At 54.5% G+C, this 15,917-nt stretch carries 12 protein-coding genes and 1 other RNA gene; 5 read left to right on the top strand and 8 right to left on the bottom strand.

Annotated elements, in window-relative coordinates; translation table 11 throughout:
• Nucleotides 1-88 precede the first annotated feature (88 nt).
• Nucleotides 89-823: an MOSC domain-containing protein gene (locus tag LGH70_RS16665; protein ID WP_226187858.1), complete on the bottom strand. Its 735-nt coding sequence runs from the start codon at nt 821-823 to the stop codon at nt 89-91.
• A 54-nt stretch (nt 824-877) separates the two neighbouring features.
• The gene (locus LGH70_RS16660; RefSeq protein ID WP_226187855.1) at nt 878-1,177 is read right to left on the bottom strand and encodes a DUF3817 domain-containing protein; all 300 of its coding nucleotides are present in this window, start codon (nt 1,175-1,177) and stop codon (nt 878-880) included.
• A gap of 197 nt (nt 1,178-1,374) precedes the next feature.
• On the opposite strand from LGH70_RS16660, the gene LGH70_RS16655 reads away from it, so the two are divergent.
• Complete coding sequence (locus LGH70_RS16655; protein WP_226187852.1) at nt 1,375-2,064, top strand: ferritin-like domain-containing protein; 690 nt, start codon at nt 1,375-1,377, stop codon at nt 2,062-2,064.
• An 86-nt stretch (nt 2,065-2,150) separates the two neighbouring features.
• Here the strand turns inward: LGH70_RS16655 and LGH70_RS16650 are convergent, their stop codons facing one another.
• Entirely contained in the window at nt 2,151-2,996 is an 846-nt protein-coding gene (locus tag LGH70_RS16650) for a M12 family metallopeptidase (protein ID WP_226187849.1), read from the bottom strand.
• Between the two features lie 541 nt (nt 2,997-3,537).
• Here LGH70_RS16650 and LGH70_RS16645 point away from each other — a divergent pair.
• Together LGH70_RS16645 and LGH70_RS16640 are read left to right on the top strand one after the other, a co-directional pair.
• Nucleotides 3,538-3,777, top strand: coding sequence for a hypothetical protein (locus LGH70_RS16645; protein ID WP_226187847.1), 240 nt, complete (start codon nt 3,538-3,540; stop codon nt 3,775-3,777).
• A 39-nt stretch (nt 3,778-3,816) separates the two neighbouring features.
• On the top strand, nt 3,817-4,242 hold the full coding sequence (locus LGH70_RS16640; RefSeq protein WP_226187844.1) for a hypothetical protein: 426 nt from the start codon (nt 3,817-3,819) through the stop codon (nt 4,240-4,242).
• A gap of 120 nt (nt 4,243-4,362) precedes the next feature.
• Here the strand turns inward: LGH70_RS16640 and LGH70_RS16635 are convergent, their stop codons facing one another.
• The 5 genes from LGH70_RS16635 to dnaX all read right to left on the bottom strand — a co-directional run bounded on the left by LGH70_RS16635 (nt 4,363) and on the right by dnaX (nt 13,279).
• Entirely contained in the window at nt 4,363-5,430 is a 1,068-nt protein-coding gene (locus LGH70_RS16635) for a DUF262 domain-containing protein (RefSeq protein ID WP_226187841.1), read from the bottom strand.
• 2 nt (nt 5,431-5,432) lie between these two features.
• Entirely contained in the window at nt 5,433-6,164 is a 732-nt protein-coding gene (locus LGH70_RS16630) for an FRG domain-containing protein (RefSeq protein ID WP_226187838.1), read from the bottom strand.
• 174 nt (nt 6,165-6,338) lie between these two features.
• Nucleotides 6,339-7,604: an NADP-dependent isocitrate dehydrogenase gene (icd, locus tag LGH70_RS16625; protein ID WP_226187835.1), complete on the bottom strand. Its 1,266-nt coding sequence runs from the start codon at nt 7,602-7,604 to the stop codon at nt 6,339-6,341.
• 205 nt (nt 7,605-7,809) lie between these two features.
• Entirely contained in the window at nt 7,810-10,782 is a 2,973-nt protein-coding gene (locus LGH70_RS16620; RefSeq protein ID WP_226187832.1) for a M16 family metallopeptidase, read from the bottom strand.
• Nucleotides 10,783-11,143: 361 nt separating this feature from the next.
• The gene (gene dnaX / locus LGH70_RS16615) at nt 11,144-13,279 is read right to left on the bottom strand and encodes a DNA polymerase III subunit gamma/tau (RefSeq protein ID WP_226187829.1); all 2,136 of its coding nucleotides are present in this window, start codon (nt 13,277-13,279) and stop codon (nt 11,144-11,146) included.
• A gap of 133 nt (nt 13,280-13,412) precedes the next feature.
• Here dnaX and ssrA point away from each other — a divergent pair.
• Nucleotides 13,413-13,783: a transfer-messenger RNA gene (gene ssrA / locus LGH70_RS16610) on the top strand.
• 141 nt (nt 13,784-13,924) lie between these two features.
• A complete protein-coding gene (locus LGH70_RS16605) occupies nt 13,925-15,574 on the top strand; it encodes an ATP-binding protein (RefSeq protein WP_226187826.1) in 1,650 nt (549 codons plus the stop codon).
• Nucleotides 15,575-15,917: the final 343 nt, after the last annotated feature.

Below are 15,917 nucleotides of genomic sequence, written 5' to 3'. Positions count from 1 at the left end.
TCACGACGACAACGCTAACCAAATATACAAGGGTAGTTGGGGAATTCCTGAGGAAGGGAATGCCGCTTTTGATGCGTGCTAATCCCTTTTAGCTCTGAGCGGGGCCTTGCAGCCGGTTGGCGTCGTCGTATAGGGGCAGCACGCCCGACAGGCGGCCTAGCATCTTGCGGCGCCATTGCTCGCCCAGCGCCGGGCAGTCGGCCAGTTGCCGGGCCAGGCTCAAGTCTTCGCGCAGCTCGTACTTCGCGCTGTTTACGCGCGGAAGAGGCCACTGCGGGTAGGGGCGCTCCAGCAGTTCCAGCGTGTCGGTAGGTGCTACCGTGCCGGGCTGCAGCACGCGCATGTACCAGCCGGTGCGGCCCGAATCCTGGAGCCACTTGGGCAGCAGGGGCGTGTGCCAGCGCAGGCCCAGCTTGTAGCAGGGCGAGCGGGGCTGGGAAATCTGTACTACGGCTTCCCCCAGCTGAAAAATGTCGCCCAGGCACACGTCCTGCTCGGTACAGGGGCCGGCCAGGGTTAGGTTTTCGCCGAAGCTGCCGGGTAGCATGGGTTGGCCCAGCTGCTCGGTCCAGGCGGGGTAGTGAACTCCCGGGTACACGCACAAGGCCTGGTCGGGGCCGCCGTGGTTTTTCAGGTCGGCCTGGGCGTCGCCGGTCAGGTTCAGGCCATCCAGCCACACGGGGCCGGTAATTTCGGCTTTGCGAATGGCGGAAGTCCAGGCTCGGGACGTGGGCCCGGCCGCGGTGCTGCTGAGGGTTTCGGGCTGGCCCACGCGCACGGAGGCCAGCGGCAACGACAAGGAAACGGGCGGGGCAGTCATCATAGCCGCAAGAATAAGGAAACCAGGACAAACGAAGCCCAAGTGCTTCCGCCGCTCCTACTCCTGAAACAGCTTTTTATCGGCCCAGAACGTGCCGAACGGTACCACTGATACTGCCAGGGCCAGCAGGGCCTTGCGCCACGACCAGCTCTGGGCAATGCTGACCTGCAGCACCAGCAGTACGTACAGCACAAACAGCACCCCGTGCGCCATGCCCACCATGCGCACCGCCTCGGGCTGCCCGGCCAAATACTTCAGCGGCATGGCAATACCCAACAGCACCAGAAAAGATACTCCTTCCAGAAAACCAACGGCGCGCAGGCGGCCCAATGACGTTCGCAACAAAGATGAAAGCATACCGAAGCAATAAAATGGACCCGCAAGGTACGGCGCCGACGGCGGTGTGCGTGTGCAGGGGGCATAATTGTGGGCCTGCCAGGCCCGGTGCGCGGGGGCCGGGCCCGGACTGCCGGCGGCTAATTGGGAAGCTCAACCTAACTCATTGATAAAGCGCGCCGTAAGCTTTGGGGCATTCACTAAACTATTCCGTACCCATGAGCACCTCCCAACAACCAACCCGCAGTGGCGGCTCCTCTTCCTATACTTCCGCTTCCCTGGGCTCTTCCAACGCCGACGGCTCCCTGCTGAGACAGGCCGGCAAGTGGCTCAACAAAGGCAGCGTGGGCGACTTGCTCGGCCGCATGACCACGACCCAAAAAGTGGTGGGCGGCGCCTTGCTGGCAGTGGGCGTCAGCGCATTGCTGCGCGGCAGCAAATCGGGCAAAGCGGGCAAGACAAGCACCAACACCGCCCAGGCCGACACGCTCAACGAGCTGCTCTACTTCGTAAACGACCGGATTGAGGGCTACCAGAAGGCCGTAGACGAAAGCCAGGATCCGCAGCTGAGCGGCTACTACAAGCAGTTGGTGAGCCAGAGCCAGCAGTTTGCCAACGAGCTGAATGGCTACCTGCGCCAGCAGGGTGGCGGCCGTCAGGAAAGCACCACCATCAAAGGCAAGTTCTACCGTGCCTGGATGGACGCCAAAGCCGCCCTTACCGGCGCCGACGAAAAAGCCATTCTGGGTTCCAACGTGTACGGCGAGGAGTGGGCCCTGAAAGCCTACGAAGATGCCCTAAGCGACAATACGCTGACGGGTACGCTGCGCCAAGCCGTAGAGCGTCAGTATCAGCACTCCCAGAACACCTACAAAGAGCTGCAGCGCCTGCAGGGCAAGCAGGAATAAGCTGGCGGCGCAGGACCGAGCAGCACTAAACAAAAACAGGGCACCCGATTCCGGGTGCCCTGTTTTTGTTTGAGAAGATGCTTGGCTTAGTACATCGTGTCGATACCAGCCCGGTCGCCGGCGGAGAGGCCGTTGCGCTGGATGTCGAAGGTGGAACCATCTTTCTTGGTGATGGTCGGCTGGCCGTTCGACGAGAAGGAGAACGAGCCGTACATCATGATGGAGCCGAAGTCGAGGGCGCCGAAGTCGGTGCCGCTGTAGCCCGAGGTGCCGTATTTGGTGAAGTTGTTCTCGTAGCCAGCCTGAATGTTCTGGGTCAGGATGTTCACGAACGTGTCCCGGTCGTTGCGGGTCTGCTCGTGGAACAGGCCCAGGGCGTGGCCGATTTCGTGAATCGTGTTACCCGTGCTGCAGCCCGCGGCCAGGTTGATGTACTGCCGACCCCCGATCATGCCGATGTTGGAGGAGCAGCCCGAGCCCACGCGGAAGGTCACGTAGTTGGCCTGGGTGGTGCGCTTCACAAAGCGGATGGGGGTGTAGGTCTGCCAGTGGGTAATGGCCGACGTAACGCGGGTCTGGCTGGGCAGGGCCGCGTCGATGGTGTAGTACACCACGGCGCTGGGCCACTTGCCGGTGTTGCGGCCGGCGCTTTCCGTCTGCGGGCCGATGGGGTTCACCTGGTCGGCGGTGAGGATGATGTCACCTTCGAGAATGTTCTCGCCGTTGATTTGCTGATAAACGATGGACTCACTGCCGAATTTGCCCTTCTGGAGCGTGCCCAGCTGGTTGGGGTAGGCTTCTTCTACTTTGGCATCCTGATTGGCAGCCGAGCCGGTGGGCACGGCGGTATCCTGTTCTTTGGAGCAGCTGGAAAAGGCAGTCATTCCTACGGTCGCGCAGAGCGCCAGAATGGGGAGACGGGTCAATTTCATACGGGTAAGGAATGGGAGATTGATGAGTGGTTTGGTAAATAAGAGGAGTTGATTTCAATAAACCTACTATATAAGTATGACTTTGATAATTTTATGGCAAATTCATTAGAATAGTTTCAGGCTGGCTTCCGTTTGTTCTATTGCGGTAGCGTTACGGAAGAACACCGGGGGCGAAGAGCCTGGTTGAAGCCTGGCGCGAGTCGGTGACTGGAAATGCCAGCGAAGGAACAGTGTATCAGTCGGTCCCGAAACCATTTCGGACGCTCCCGAACCGGTTTCGGACGGCCCTGAAAGCATTTCGGACGCCCCAAATTGGTTTCGGGCGCTCTTGAAAGGGTTTCGGACGGTAGTGACAGGGCTTGCGACTATCCCGAAGCTATTTCGGACAATCCCGAAGCAGTTTCGGACAGCCCTGAAGTCCTTTCGGGCGGCCTCGAAACGGCGTGGGACAGGCTAAAATAAACTGAGCCGTAGGTAGCGGCCGGGCAAGAAATGCTAGTAGCTTACGGCTATGTTAAACCCTTAATTTCTTTATTGTTGTATGCGTAAACCTACCGTTGATTTTAGTTTTCGCCAGGAAGAACTGCTGCCCCTGGCCCGCCTGCTGCAAGGCCACGTGGCGCGCGACCTGGCCGACTTCAAGGCCCTGCTGCCCGAGGAGTATGGCGCGAATTTCCTGCCCGACTACGCTGCCCGCCTGGCCGCGGCCGAGAAGCTCGTCAGCTCGGCTACTACCCGCGCCCAGGGGGAGCTGATTACGAAGCGCATCAAGAGTACCTAGGCGCAGCTGCCGGGCCTGCTCGACCACCTCGAAGCACGGGTGCGCCGGGCCGCGCCGCTCACGGTGCCGGCCGCCTCGTTTGGCATCAAGGAGGTGCGACAGGCCCGCACGTCCGGCGACATGGAGCGCCTGGAAGCCAAACTCAACACCCTACTCCAGAACCTGGACGCCAACCAGGCGGCCCTGCAAGCCAAGGGCCACCCCATTGCCGACACCCAGGCCCTGCGCACGCTCTACACCGACCTGACCCAGGACACGACGCTCCAGGACCTGCACCAAACCAGCCAGCAAAGCGCCACCGCCGACAACATCAACACCCTGAATCACCTCTACGCGCTGATGCAGGAGGTAATGGCCGACGGCAAAAGCCTCTACGCCCGCACCGATAAAGTCAAGGCGCGGACGAACTACACGGTTCGACAGCTGCTGAAGCGCGTGCGGACCGAGCGGGAGGAGAAGCTGTAGGAGGGGAGGACGTGAGAACAAAAAAGGGCACCCCGAGAGGGGTGCCCTTTTTTGTTTTTAAGAATACTTCATAAGTTGTGCTGAATGGTTTTACAAACTTAGTAATGTGGAAACAAAATTTTATAGACCAATATATTCAGACATTATTCTTGTTCTTTCTCTAATAGACGATGCGTCATTAGTGCCTTGTTGTGACATTCGGTCAAATTCAAGATATTCATAATTAGCCGTTGTTATATCTAGTTCAGCTCTCTTTCTGTTTCTCTCTAATTCATCGTAAAAGCTTTTGATTTTATTTCGAGTAAGTAGGTTTGTTTTGCTGTTATTAAAAGCGTCTCTGAATAATAAATAGTAAATAGTAATTGGTGATTGTGTTCTAAGTAGAATGTCAGAATCTGTGAAACAACTGTTCATGTTGTTTATTACAGATTCACAACTTGTATATATAGGATAAGGGTCATGATTTGTGTTGTCTCTGTAATCTATTACCATTTTATCGAGGTATGGCTTCTTGGTATCTATAATCTTTGACTGTAATTGTAAGCTGTTTTCAATGAAAAGCAATTTTGTTGCTACTTCATTGTGTTGTAGTCTGTTGTTTTTAAACTTTACTTTTTTTGTGAAGAAATCGTTCTTTGCTAAATCCCTTATCAGCTTAGACATTGTCCCGCCAAGTGCATTTCTTTTTTCCGATGCATTCAATGGTACTGCTTCATTTAGCCTTGAAAACATGTCTTCAATCAAGTCAATATCCTCCGTTTCAACTGCTATTATAGGTAACGTAAATGAATCAAATCGAATCTTCAATCTTGGGTATAGGACAGCTAAATCAGTGTAATTTAAGTTTGAGGCTTTTATTTTTTCATCAGCTAAGTATTCAAAGTCATCAGCTAAAGCAAACTTGCCGTCTATAAACTCGTAAATTGCTTGAAGTCTCTGTCGCCCATCTATAATTGCGTATTCATATTTGTTATTGGTTTCTTCGCGCTGGATTTTATTTAAGAAATGAAAATATAGTTTAGGTATATCGTATTCATTTAGGATTGAGTCTATAAGCAGTTGCTTCTTTTCTAAAGTCCATATATCTCCTTTTCTTTGATACTCGGGGTCCTCTTTTATTATGTTCTTATCAGAATAAATCCGTAGAACAGAACTATTGGGAAGCTGGTATGTCTTGATTGTCGCCATGGCTATGAAAATATTTCTGAAAGACTGTCAAGTTCTGGAAAAAGTTGAAATTTGTTTGTTCCTAGGAGTTTTAACTCTTTTAACAAGTCGCCTTTACGAGTGCTAGGTATTCTATACTTCCAAATATGATCAACAGTATCCCCAGCATTTTCAATTAAAATATTCTCTCTGTGGGATATTGTGAATACACCTTGCTGGGCTTGCATTCTGGCGCTATTTCTTGGTGCAATAGCGGCCATTGGCAATAAACTTGATTTGCTTTCTCTCGCTATTGTTGAAGGAAGATAATTGATTAGTATCTCGTCCTCAAAAGAAGGTATCTCGAACTCGAATTCAGGCTTATACCTATTTTTTTGATTCAAAACAGTTGGTTGTAGTACCCATAGCGCCCCTTCATGCTCAGGCTCTTTATTTATAGCAAAATAAAGAGCAACCAAAGCGCTTTCTGACCAATCAAGCAATCTTGTAGGTACGCCATAGTGTTGCATCAAGAATAACCATTCAAATTCACTGCCAGGCCTACTTTGGAGGATTAGTGAAGCATCCTGTTTGAACCGATTGAAATAGTGTGTTTCAGGGGGTCTAGAACTGATTCGCATAAGCCTTGGCTGGAGAGACCATTCAGATATAGATTGACCTCTAAACCAAATTGGCCCCTCAAAATCGGAAATATGATCCTTAAGCTGAGTGATTAGGTCACTAACAGAAGAAATTTCTACGTCAGAGTATTTCATTTAATGTAAAAAGCAGGTTGAATTTAACGTTGTAACATCTATGCAAAGCAAATACATGTATTAAAAACAAAAATGCAAGCTTAAAAATTAAGTTGTCAATTAGTAAATAAGTAATAACCCCGCGCCGACCGAAGCCAACGCGGGGTTATTACTTATTAGGCTAGTGCCAAGCTACTACATCCGGGCGATAATCTCGTCGCCGAACTCCGAGCATTTCAGCAGGGTCGCGCCTTCCATGAGGCGTTCGAAGTCGTAGGTTACGCGCTTGGCGGCGATGGAAGCTTCGAGGCCTTTGTAGATCAGGTCGGCGGCTTCCTGCCAGCCCAGGTGCTCAAGCATCATGGCGCCGGAGAGAATCACCGAGCCGGGGTTCACCTTATCGAGGCCAGCGTACTTGGGCGCGGTGCCGTGGGTAGCTTCGAAGATGGCGTGGCCGGTCATGTAGTTGATATTGGCACCGGGCGCAATGCCGATACCACCCACGATGGCCGCCAGGGCGTCGGAGATATAGTCGCCGTTCAGGTTCAGGGTCGCAATTACCGAGTACTCGGAGGGACGGAGCAGGATCTGCTGCAGGAAGGCATCGGCGATGCTGTCCTTGATGAGCAGCTTGCCGCTTTCCAGGGCTGCTTTCTGCTGGGCGTCGGCTACGTCCTGGCCCTGCTTGGCCACGATTTTGTCGTACTGGGCCCAGGTGAATACCCGGTCACCAAACTCACGCTCGGCCAGCTCGTAGCCCCAGGTTTTGAAGGCACCCTCGGTGAACTTCATGATGTTGCCTTTGTGCACGATGGTCACCGAAGGCTTCTTGTGCAGCAGAGCGTACTCGATGGCGGCGCGCACGAGACGCTCGGTGCCTTCCTTCGACACGGGCTTGATGCCGAACGAGGACGACTCGGGGAAGCGAATTTTCTTCACGCCCATCTCGTCCTGCAGGAATTCCAGCATTTTCTGCGCCTGGGGCGTGCCGTTCATGTACTCGATGCCGGCGTAGATGTCTTCGGTGTTTTCGCGGAAGATAACCATGTCGGTCAGCTCGGGGCGCTTCACGGGGGAAGGCACGCCTTCAAACCAGCGCACGGGGCGCAGGCAGGCGTAGAGGTCCAGCTCCTGGCGCAGGGCCACGTTCAGGCTCCGGATACCGCCGCCCACGGGCGTGGTCAGGGGGCCTTTGATGCCCACCAGGTATTCGCGGAAAGCGTCGAGGGTTTCGTTGGGCAGCCAGTTGCCGGTTTGCTTGAACGACTTCTCACCCGCCAGCACCTCTTTCCACATCAGCTTGCGCGAGCCGCCGTAGGCCTTTTCTACCGCCGCGTCGAATACGCGCACGGAAGCGGCCCAGATGTCCGGACCGGTACCATCGCCCTCAATGAAAGGAATTACGGGTTGGTCGGGTACGCTCAGCTTGCCGCCTTTGATGGTGATTTTGTTCTCTGCCATTGTTAAAAGTTGTCAGTTGCGAATTGACAGTTATTTGGGGTGTTTAAGTTGTGTTAGTGGTAATAAATCCGCCTGCTTTAGCTTCTTTGCCCGTCATGCTGAGCTTGCCGAAGCATCTCTACCGTAGTAGTAAACAGATTTTACTGTGGCGGTAGAGATGCTTCGGCAAGCTCAGCATGACAAACGAAAAGGCATAACGAATGCTTTAATAGCCGAAAATCTCTTTCAGCGTGAGTTGCTGGACCTGGCCGTACTTGGCCAGCTCCTTGAAGTTGAGGCGGTCCTTAGAGCCGATTACCAGGATGGTCTGGCTTTGGCCCTTGACCTTGGCTTGCTGAAACTTCTTCAGGTCGTCGAAGCTCATGTTCTGGGTTTGCTCGTACACGTCGCGGCGCAGGTCGTAGTCCAGGCCCAGGCGCTTGGCGCGCTCATAGCTGAAGAGGATGTCGGACTTGGTGATGCGCTCGGTAGCAATGCTGTTGCGGATGCTTTGCTTGGCGATTTGCAGGTTGGCTTCGGCCACGGGCAGGTCGTTGAGTAGGGTTTCCATGCCGGCCATGGCCTCACCGAGTTTGTCGCTCTGGGTGCCGATGTAGCTCAGGTTGTAGTTGGAGCGGCCCAGCTTGTCGGCGTTGGCGTAGCGGGAGGAGGCGGAGTAGGCCAGGGCTTTGGATTCGCGCAGCTCCTGAAATACGATGCTGCCCATGCCACCGCCGAAATACTCGTTGTAGAGGCTCACGGTGGGCACAATAGACTTGTCGTAAACGTCGCCCTTGGTCAGAAACAGGATTTCAGCCTGCACCATGTTGTAGTCGACCCAGTACACCTTGCGGTCTTTGAGCGGTTGCTCGGCAAAGTCCTTGTTGGCCGGTACGGGCGTGAGCTTGGCGGGCGTGCGGTGGTTGGTGGTCAGCGCTGCCGTCAAACCAGCAGCTTCCCGTGGGCCATAATACAGCACGCGGTGCTGGTAGCTGGTCAGCTTCCTGGTCAGGGCGGTAAGGTCAGCGGGCTTTAGGGCTTTAAGCTCTTTCTCGCTCAGCTGGCTGGTGAAGGGGTTTTTCGAGCCGTACTTGGCAAAGTTCAGCATAGCCTGGGTCAGGATAACCTGCTTATTCAGCTTGGCATCCTTGCGGGCCTTGAGCACGCCATCCACCATATCCTTGAGAGCTTTTGGGTCGGGCTTGGGGTTGGCCAGCAGGCTTTCAAACAGCTGCAGGGCCGGCTCGAAGTTGCTGTCGAGGCCGCTGAGGCTGACGTAGACGCGGTCCTGCCCGCTGGATACGCCGAAGGAGCAGCCCAGCTTGTAGAACTCCTGCTGGAGCTGAGCCGCGCTGAGCTTGTCGGTGCCCAGGTACTGGAGGTAGTCGGCGGCTAGGCCCAGCTTGGGGTCGTTGTTGGTGCCCAGGTCCAGGATGTAGTACAGGTTGAACAGCTCGTTTTCGGTGTTCTGGGTGTAGTACACCGGCACGCCCGAGGCGAGCTTAAGCTCCTGAATATCCTTTTTGTAGTCGACGAACACCGGCTGCAGCTCGGGCGTGGGCTTGCTCACCACTTCCTTATAGAAGCTGGAGGCCACTTCCCGGTTCACGGGCACCGGCGTTATGGCGGGCTTCACCACTTTGGGCGTGCTGGCGTCCTTGCCGGTCTTCTTGTAAATCAGCGCGTAGTTCTGGCCGTAATACTGGTTGGCCACGCGCAGCACCTCGGCTTTCGTGATTTTGCCGAAGCTCTCGTACTGCTGCAGCACGTCCTTCCAGCTCTGGCGCGACACAAAGGCGGCCACAAAGGCACCAGCGCGGGCCTCGTTGCTTTCGTAGCTTTTGGTGCGCTGCAGCTTCTCGTTGTTGATGATGGCCGGAATCAGCCAGTCGGGGAAGTCGCCCTTCTTCACCTTGTCGAGCTGGCCCAGCAGCAGGTCGCGCACCTGGGGCAGCGTCTGGCCCTGGCGCGGGGTGGCGTAGAGAATGTGGGAAGAGTAGTCGTTGTTGATATCCGTGAACGAGGCGGCCTGCAGCACTCGCTGCTGCTGGTTCAGGTTCAAATCAATCAAACCAGCCTGCCCGTTGGTCAGGATTTTGTCGATCATGCGCAGCACCAGCGCATCGGGAGTGGCCGCGCCGGGGAAGCGGAAGCCGAGCATCACGTTTTCGGCATCGGGGCCCACCACTTCTTTTACTATGGAAGCTGCAATAGGCTCTTCCTGGGCGGCAACAAAGGCCTGCACCGGCTTGCTTTGCAGCTTGCCGAAGTATTGGTCGATGATGCGGATGGTCTGGTCGTAGTCCAGGTCGCCGGAGAGGCACAGGGCCACGTTGTTGGGCACGTAGTACTGGTCGAAATACCGCTTGATTTCGGTAATTGAGGGGTTTTGCAGGTGCTGAATGGTCCCGATGGTAGTCTGGGTGCCGTACTGGTGCTGGCGGTACAGGCTGGCATTCAGCGCCTCGTATTCCTTGCTGAAGTCGTTGTCGAGGCCCCGGTTTTTCTCCTCGTACACGGCTTCCAGCTCGGTGTGGAACAGGCGGGGCACCAACTCGCCCAGCCGCTCACTCTGAATGGCGGCCCACTTCTCTAGCTGGTTCGAGGGAATATCCTCCTGGTACACCGTCTGCTCGACCGACGTATAGGCGTTGGAGCCTTTCGAGCCGATGGCGCCCATCACCTTATCGTACTCGTTGGCTACGGCGTACTTGGCCGCCACGCTCGAAATCGAGTCAATCTGGTGGTAGAGCTTTTTGCGCTCGGCCGCATCGGTTTTGGAGCGGTATACTTCGTAGAGCGCCTCAATCTTGTCCAGCTCCACTTTTTCGGCGGCCCAGTTCTGAGTACCCAGCTTCGAGGTGCCCTTGAACACCATGTGCTCCAGGTAGTGGGCCAGGCCGGTGGCGGTGCTGGGGTCGTTCTTGGAGCCGGCGCGCACAGCCAGGTAGGTCTGGATGCGCGGGGCGTCGTCGTAGTCCGATAGGTAAACGGTCAGGCCGTTGTCCAGGGTGTAGATGCGGGCCTTGAGCGGGTCGCCCTCTACGGTTTCGTACTTGTATTCTTTCTGCTGAGCTGTGGTGGCCGGGGCCGCGCTGGTAACCGCCGCAGTGGAAGCGGCTGGCTTGCTCGTCTGGCACTGGGTAGTGAGGCCAAGCGCCGCAATGGCCGGAAATAGAAGCAGAAAGGGTTTTTTCACGAAATTCCCAGGGCAGAAAGCGGAGCGTAAGAACAAGATTTCAAAGATAGGCGGCTAGTATTGCAATTAAAAACACAATGCGCTATTGGATTGATTATGAGCTGATTTTAAGTTGAGCGTAAAGTCCGGAATAATTAGTATGAAAGGACACTTGGTTTGGGGTAGCGGATAGCAAGTCAGGGACTAGACATGTGCGGAGCCCGGCCGACGCGGCGGTGCCGAAGCCGACGGGCTGGATCGGGAAGGGGTAAGAGACTAGTAGCGCGAACTGTGTAGTTCGCGTGCCCGAACGACAACCGTTGAAACGGCGTGGGGCACGCGAACTACACAGTTCGCGCTACTGCGGGCGGCCCTTACTGTATTAGTCGGTATCCAAGCCCAGGCGCTGCTTCATGGCGAGCAAGGCGGGGAACTTCTCGGAGAGGTACTCGAACTTGTCGGCCGAGGTGTAGAGCATGCGGCCGGTGGGGGCTTTTTCGGCCAGCACCACCTGCACGTTCAGGCGCGGGTAGCCGGTGCGACGGCGCAGCTCGGTCAGCAGCTCGGCCCGGAAATCGTTGAACTGGTCAATCTGGATAGGATTATCCACCGTGAGGTGAATCACGTGCTGCTCGTCGGCCAGAATCGGGCGGTTGAGCAGAATGTACTCGCTCATCTTATCCTGCCGCTTCTCCTCCTTTATTTCGTTCCAGACGCGCAGCAGCTTTTCCTCATCAATTGCCGGCAGGCCCGTTACCGGCCCGGTGTGCTCCTCCACTTCCACTACCGGCCCGGCTTGGCTGGCCGAAACCTGCTGGGCCACCTGGGCCTTAAGGTCCTTCATGCTCGGAATGAGCTTGGCGGCCGGGTTCAGGGGCTTGAGCATGGGCGCGATGCGGCGCGGACTTTCCGGCTCGTGGCCCTCGAAGCTGGGCGCCCCGATTTCTACGTGCGGGCTCGTGTCACGGAACTGGCGCGTGGGCTCTACCGCATCGGCGGCTTCGTCCTCGATGCTGGGTGTTTCGTGCAACTCTTCGATGCCGCTTTCCACCGGCACAATGGGCTCCGGGTCGGCCGGGGCCGACATGATGGGTGCGGGTGGCGCTACCGTGGCCGAAACCGGCGGCGGGGGAGTGGTTTGGGTAATGGCCGCGGCCACGGGCTGGGGCGCGCCGTGGGCGGGCGGAGCCGCAGGTACCGCGCCATTTGCGGCCGGAGCCGAAGCTGCCGAGCCATTCGAGCCCGCCGTGCCGGGAGCTACACTAGTTTTTTTTTTAGCCTCGCCGTTGGACGAAGAACCCAGGTCGCGGGCAAATTGCACCGCCCCGTTTAGGTAAGCCAGCTTCATCAGCATCAGCTCCACGTGCAGGCGCTGGTTTTTGGCCTGCTTGAATTCCCGGTCACATTGGCTGACCAGGTTCAGGGCCGAGAGCAAAAAGGCCAGGGGAGCGGCTTTGGCCTGCTCCACGTAGCGCGCCCGGATGCCTTCCGATACCTCCAATAGCTGCACCGTTATGGGGTCTTTGCACACCAGCAAACCTCGCAGATGCTCGGCGGCGCCCACCACGAAGTTGTGCAGGTCAAAGCCGTTCTGCATCACCTCGTCCAGTAGCAGCAGGGTCTGGGACAGATCCTCCCGCAGCAGGGCATCAATCAGGCGGAAGTAGTACTCATAGTCCAGGATGTGCAGGTTCTGCACCACATCCTTGTACGTCAGATTGTGGCCCGAAAAGGTCACCATCTGGTCGAACATGCTCAGGGCGTCGCGCAGGCCGCCGTCGGCTTTCTGGGCCAGCAGGTGCAGGGCGTCGTCCTCAGCCTGGATTTTCTCCTGGGTGGCCACGTGGCGCAAATGCCCGCGGATATCATCGACCCGAATCCGGTTGAAGTCGAAAATCTGGCAGCGCGACAGGATCGTGGGAATAATCTTGTGCCGCTCGGTAGTAGCCAGAATGAAGATGGCGTAGCTCGGCGGTTCCTCCAGCGTCTTGAGAAAGGCGTTGAAAGCCGCATTCGAGAGCATGTGCACCTCGTCGATGATGTACACCTTGAAGCGGCCCTGCTGCGGGGCGTAGCGCACCTGCTCCACCAGGCTGCGAATGTCTTCCACCGAGTTGTTGGAAGCTGCATCCAGCTCGTGCACGTTAAAGGAGGCGTTTTCCTGGAAGGCCCGGCAGGAGGCACACTGCCCGCAGGCTTCGAGCTCGAACGGCGTATTGTCGGGGTCGGCAGCCTTCCGCAAAGCGGCGGGCACGATGTCGGGCTGAGTGCGCAGCAACTCCGAGACGGGGCGGCCCTGGCGCACGTGCTCCTCCACAAACTCGCAGTTGATGGTTTTGGCCAGAATCCGGGCGCAGGTAGTTTTGCCTACGCCCCGCGGGCCGCAAAACAGGAAGGCCTGGGCCAGGTGCTTGCTGGTAATGGCATTCTGCAGCGTGGTAGTCACGTGCTGCTGGCCCACCACGCTCAGAAACGTGGCAGGGCGGTATTTACGGGCCGAAACGACGAAATTTTCCATACTCCTGTCGGCAAAGATACCCCGAAAAGACGGTCTTTGGAAGGGAACAAAACGCAGATAACCGAACGTTATTACCCTTGAATGCGTACATTCGCACCCCGCACAGTGTGGCGGGAAACGTTCTTTACCATTTGGGGCTGACCGGAATTGACAGCATGTGCAGGTCGCGAGTAAGCGTGTCGAGTGTTGGGCGAACCACTTGTTAACAATTCGTCCGAACAATAACTGGCGAGTATAGCTACGCCATGGCTGCCTAGTCTAGGTATTAGGTAATGCCATCGTCCCGCATCCGTTTTCTTTTACACGGGTGAGTTCGGGGCGTCGTAAGTAGAAGATAGTTAGGAAGGAGGTGTGACTTTCTAGCGAAAAACAATCGCATCTAAGGAGACTCTACGGGCCTGATGCGCGCCCGGAGTCTCACGAAAATCTAAGCGTAGATACACACGTAGAAAGCTCGACGGTTTCCTTGTCTGGACCAGGGTTCGACTCCCTGCAGCTCCACTGAAAAGCCCTTCCCGGTATCGGGAAGGGCTTTTTTTGTTTGTTGCCAATACTTCTGCCAATAGAATTGATGTATTTGAGCCATCTATTCTATTATATGATTTTGGAATTTATCTCATGCCCTTTTTGCTACATTAGTCAATCATGACAGAAAGCCACGTTGTAGAATACAAGAGCTTGCGGAAGGCAATAGGTCCCAAGGCTGACATATCTGACCTTTCTAAGACCTGTGTATGCTTAGCAAACGCGCAAGGAGGCACCTTGATTATTGGTATTGAAGATGGTGAAGTGTCTGCTCCTGCGGGGCAGGTGATAAGTCAAGAGGAAGCAAACTTGTTGCTGCGGGCATTGAGTAGTAGATCAATCAATGTAGGTTTAGCTGATCCAGTAATTGAATCGAGCCCTAATGGGGGACAGTATCTCCATTTCAAAGTTCATCCTTCAGTGAATTCGATTGCCACTACCTCAGATGGGCGTATATATATGCGCTTAGGGGAGGAGTGTCAGCCGATTCGGAGTGAAGACCTAATGCGAATGGCAGCAGAGAAAGGAGCATTTCAATGGGAACTGCAGTCTTCTCAGCGTATAACATTAGAGCAACTTTCAACTGAAGAAATCAACTTCTTCATTGTCCGGGCACGTCAGTCAGATCGTGTTAGTCAATTTGTTAAGACGAAAACGGCTAATGAGCTGTTAGAATACTTTAACTTAATTCAGCCTGATGGCATAGCTACTAACTTAGGTATACTCTGGCTTGGAACACCAGCTCAGCGCGCACGTTTGCGTTATCCGTTAGCCGTGCAATACATTGTCTATGACGAGCGCGAGCAGAAGGTTAGGAAGGAAACGTGGCTAGATTATCAACTAAACCCTTTGCGCTTACTCGAGGATATTACTGCTAAGGCAACAGAACTGCACTATTATCACGAGTTGCCTATGGGGCTCTATCGTAAGCAGGTTCGTCACTATCCTGCTGAAGTCATACGTGAATTGCTTGCCAACGCACTTGCTCATAGACTATATACATCAGCAAATGATATTACTATAAGTGTCTATCCTGATAGAATGGAGTTAGCGAGTCCTGGGGGGCTTCCAATGGGAGTTACCAAGGATACTATTCTCCATGAGCGAGTCCGACGGAACCCTCACTTGATGCTCACTTTTCAGGCTGTTGGTCTTATGGAAGGTGAAGGGTCTGGCTACGATCTTATATATGAAAAGCTGAGTAGAGATGCTAAGCCACTACCTGAGATAGAAAGTTCGTTTAACACTTTGCGTGTAACGGTACAATCTAAGGTGTTAGATACAAATACGCTGCTGCTTTTAGATTATTTAGCTTCTTTTTATAACTTTACTCAGAAAGAGATAATATCATTAGGTATCATTGCTCAGCACCGTAATATCTCAGCAACGGCTCTCGCTTTAGCCCTACAGTTACGCGAGGAAGACCGCGCCCGTAGTTGGGTTGGCCGTCTAGTTGATTGGGACATAGTGCTGATGCGCGGTGTGAAGAAAGGCACTGAGTACATTATTAACCCTAAGGTCTACGCTGCTGCCAAGCTAAACATCAAACCTAGCTTGAAAACTCTCGAGCCCCACAGACTTAGGGCACTGCTCGAAGAGGATCTAAAGGCATACCCTGGTAGCCTTATATCAGAAATGCAAAGGCGTTTGGATGAACTATCAGTAGAAGAAATAAGGCGTGAAGTCTACGCTATGGTGAAAGATGGAATACTTCAACCTAGCGGGGCCAACAAGAACAGGCGCTATGCACTCGTGCCAAAAAATAAATAAATTTTAAATAAACATCCTATAAAACCTTGTTTAAAGGCTTGTAGGCCACTTTTAATAATTTTTGTATAGATAAAAAAGATAGCAAATCTGTATAGAACCCCCGTCTGCCTATAGACCTTGTTCTATGGTTGTAGAACCTGCTCCACCGTGTATGTGTAGCCATTAAAGTTGCCTCAGATCAACTTGCTCGGAGACATGCCCCAAGGGGCTAGGTATGTTCTTCGCTGTGGTTCGTAGGTATCAATCTATAAGTAGTGATCCGAAAGGGCATAGCATTGGCAATCACACGATACGGAAACCGTGCACTGGAGGGGCCCGTAGACCTGACTAGTCAGGTCTACGG

This window comes from Hymenobacter nitidus (assembly GCF_020447315.1).
In the GTDB taxonomy this organism is placed as follows: Bacteria; Bacteroidota; Bacteroidia; order Cytophagales; family Hymenobacteraceae; genus Hymenobacter; species Hymenobacter nitidus.
This window is presented reverse-complemented; position numbering and strand designations above follow the sequence as displayed.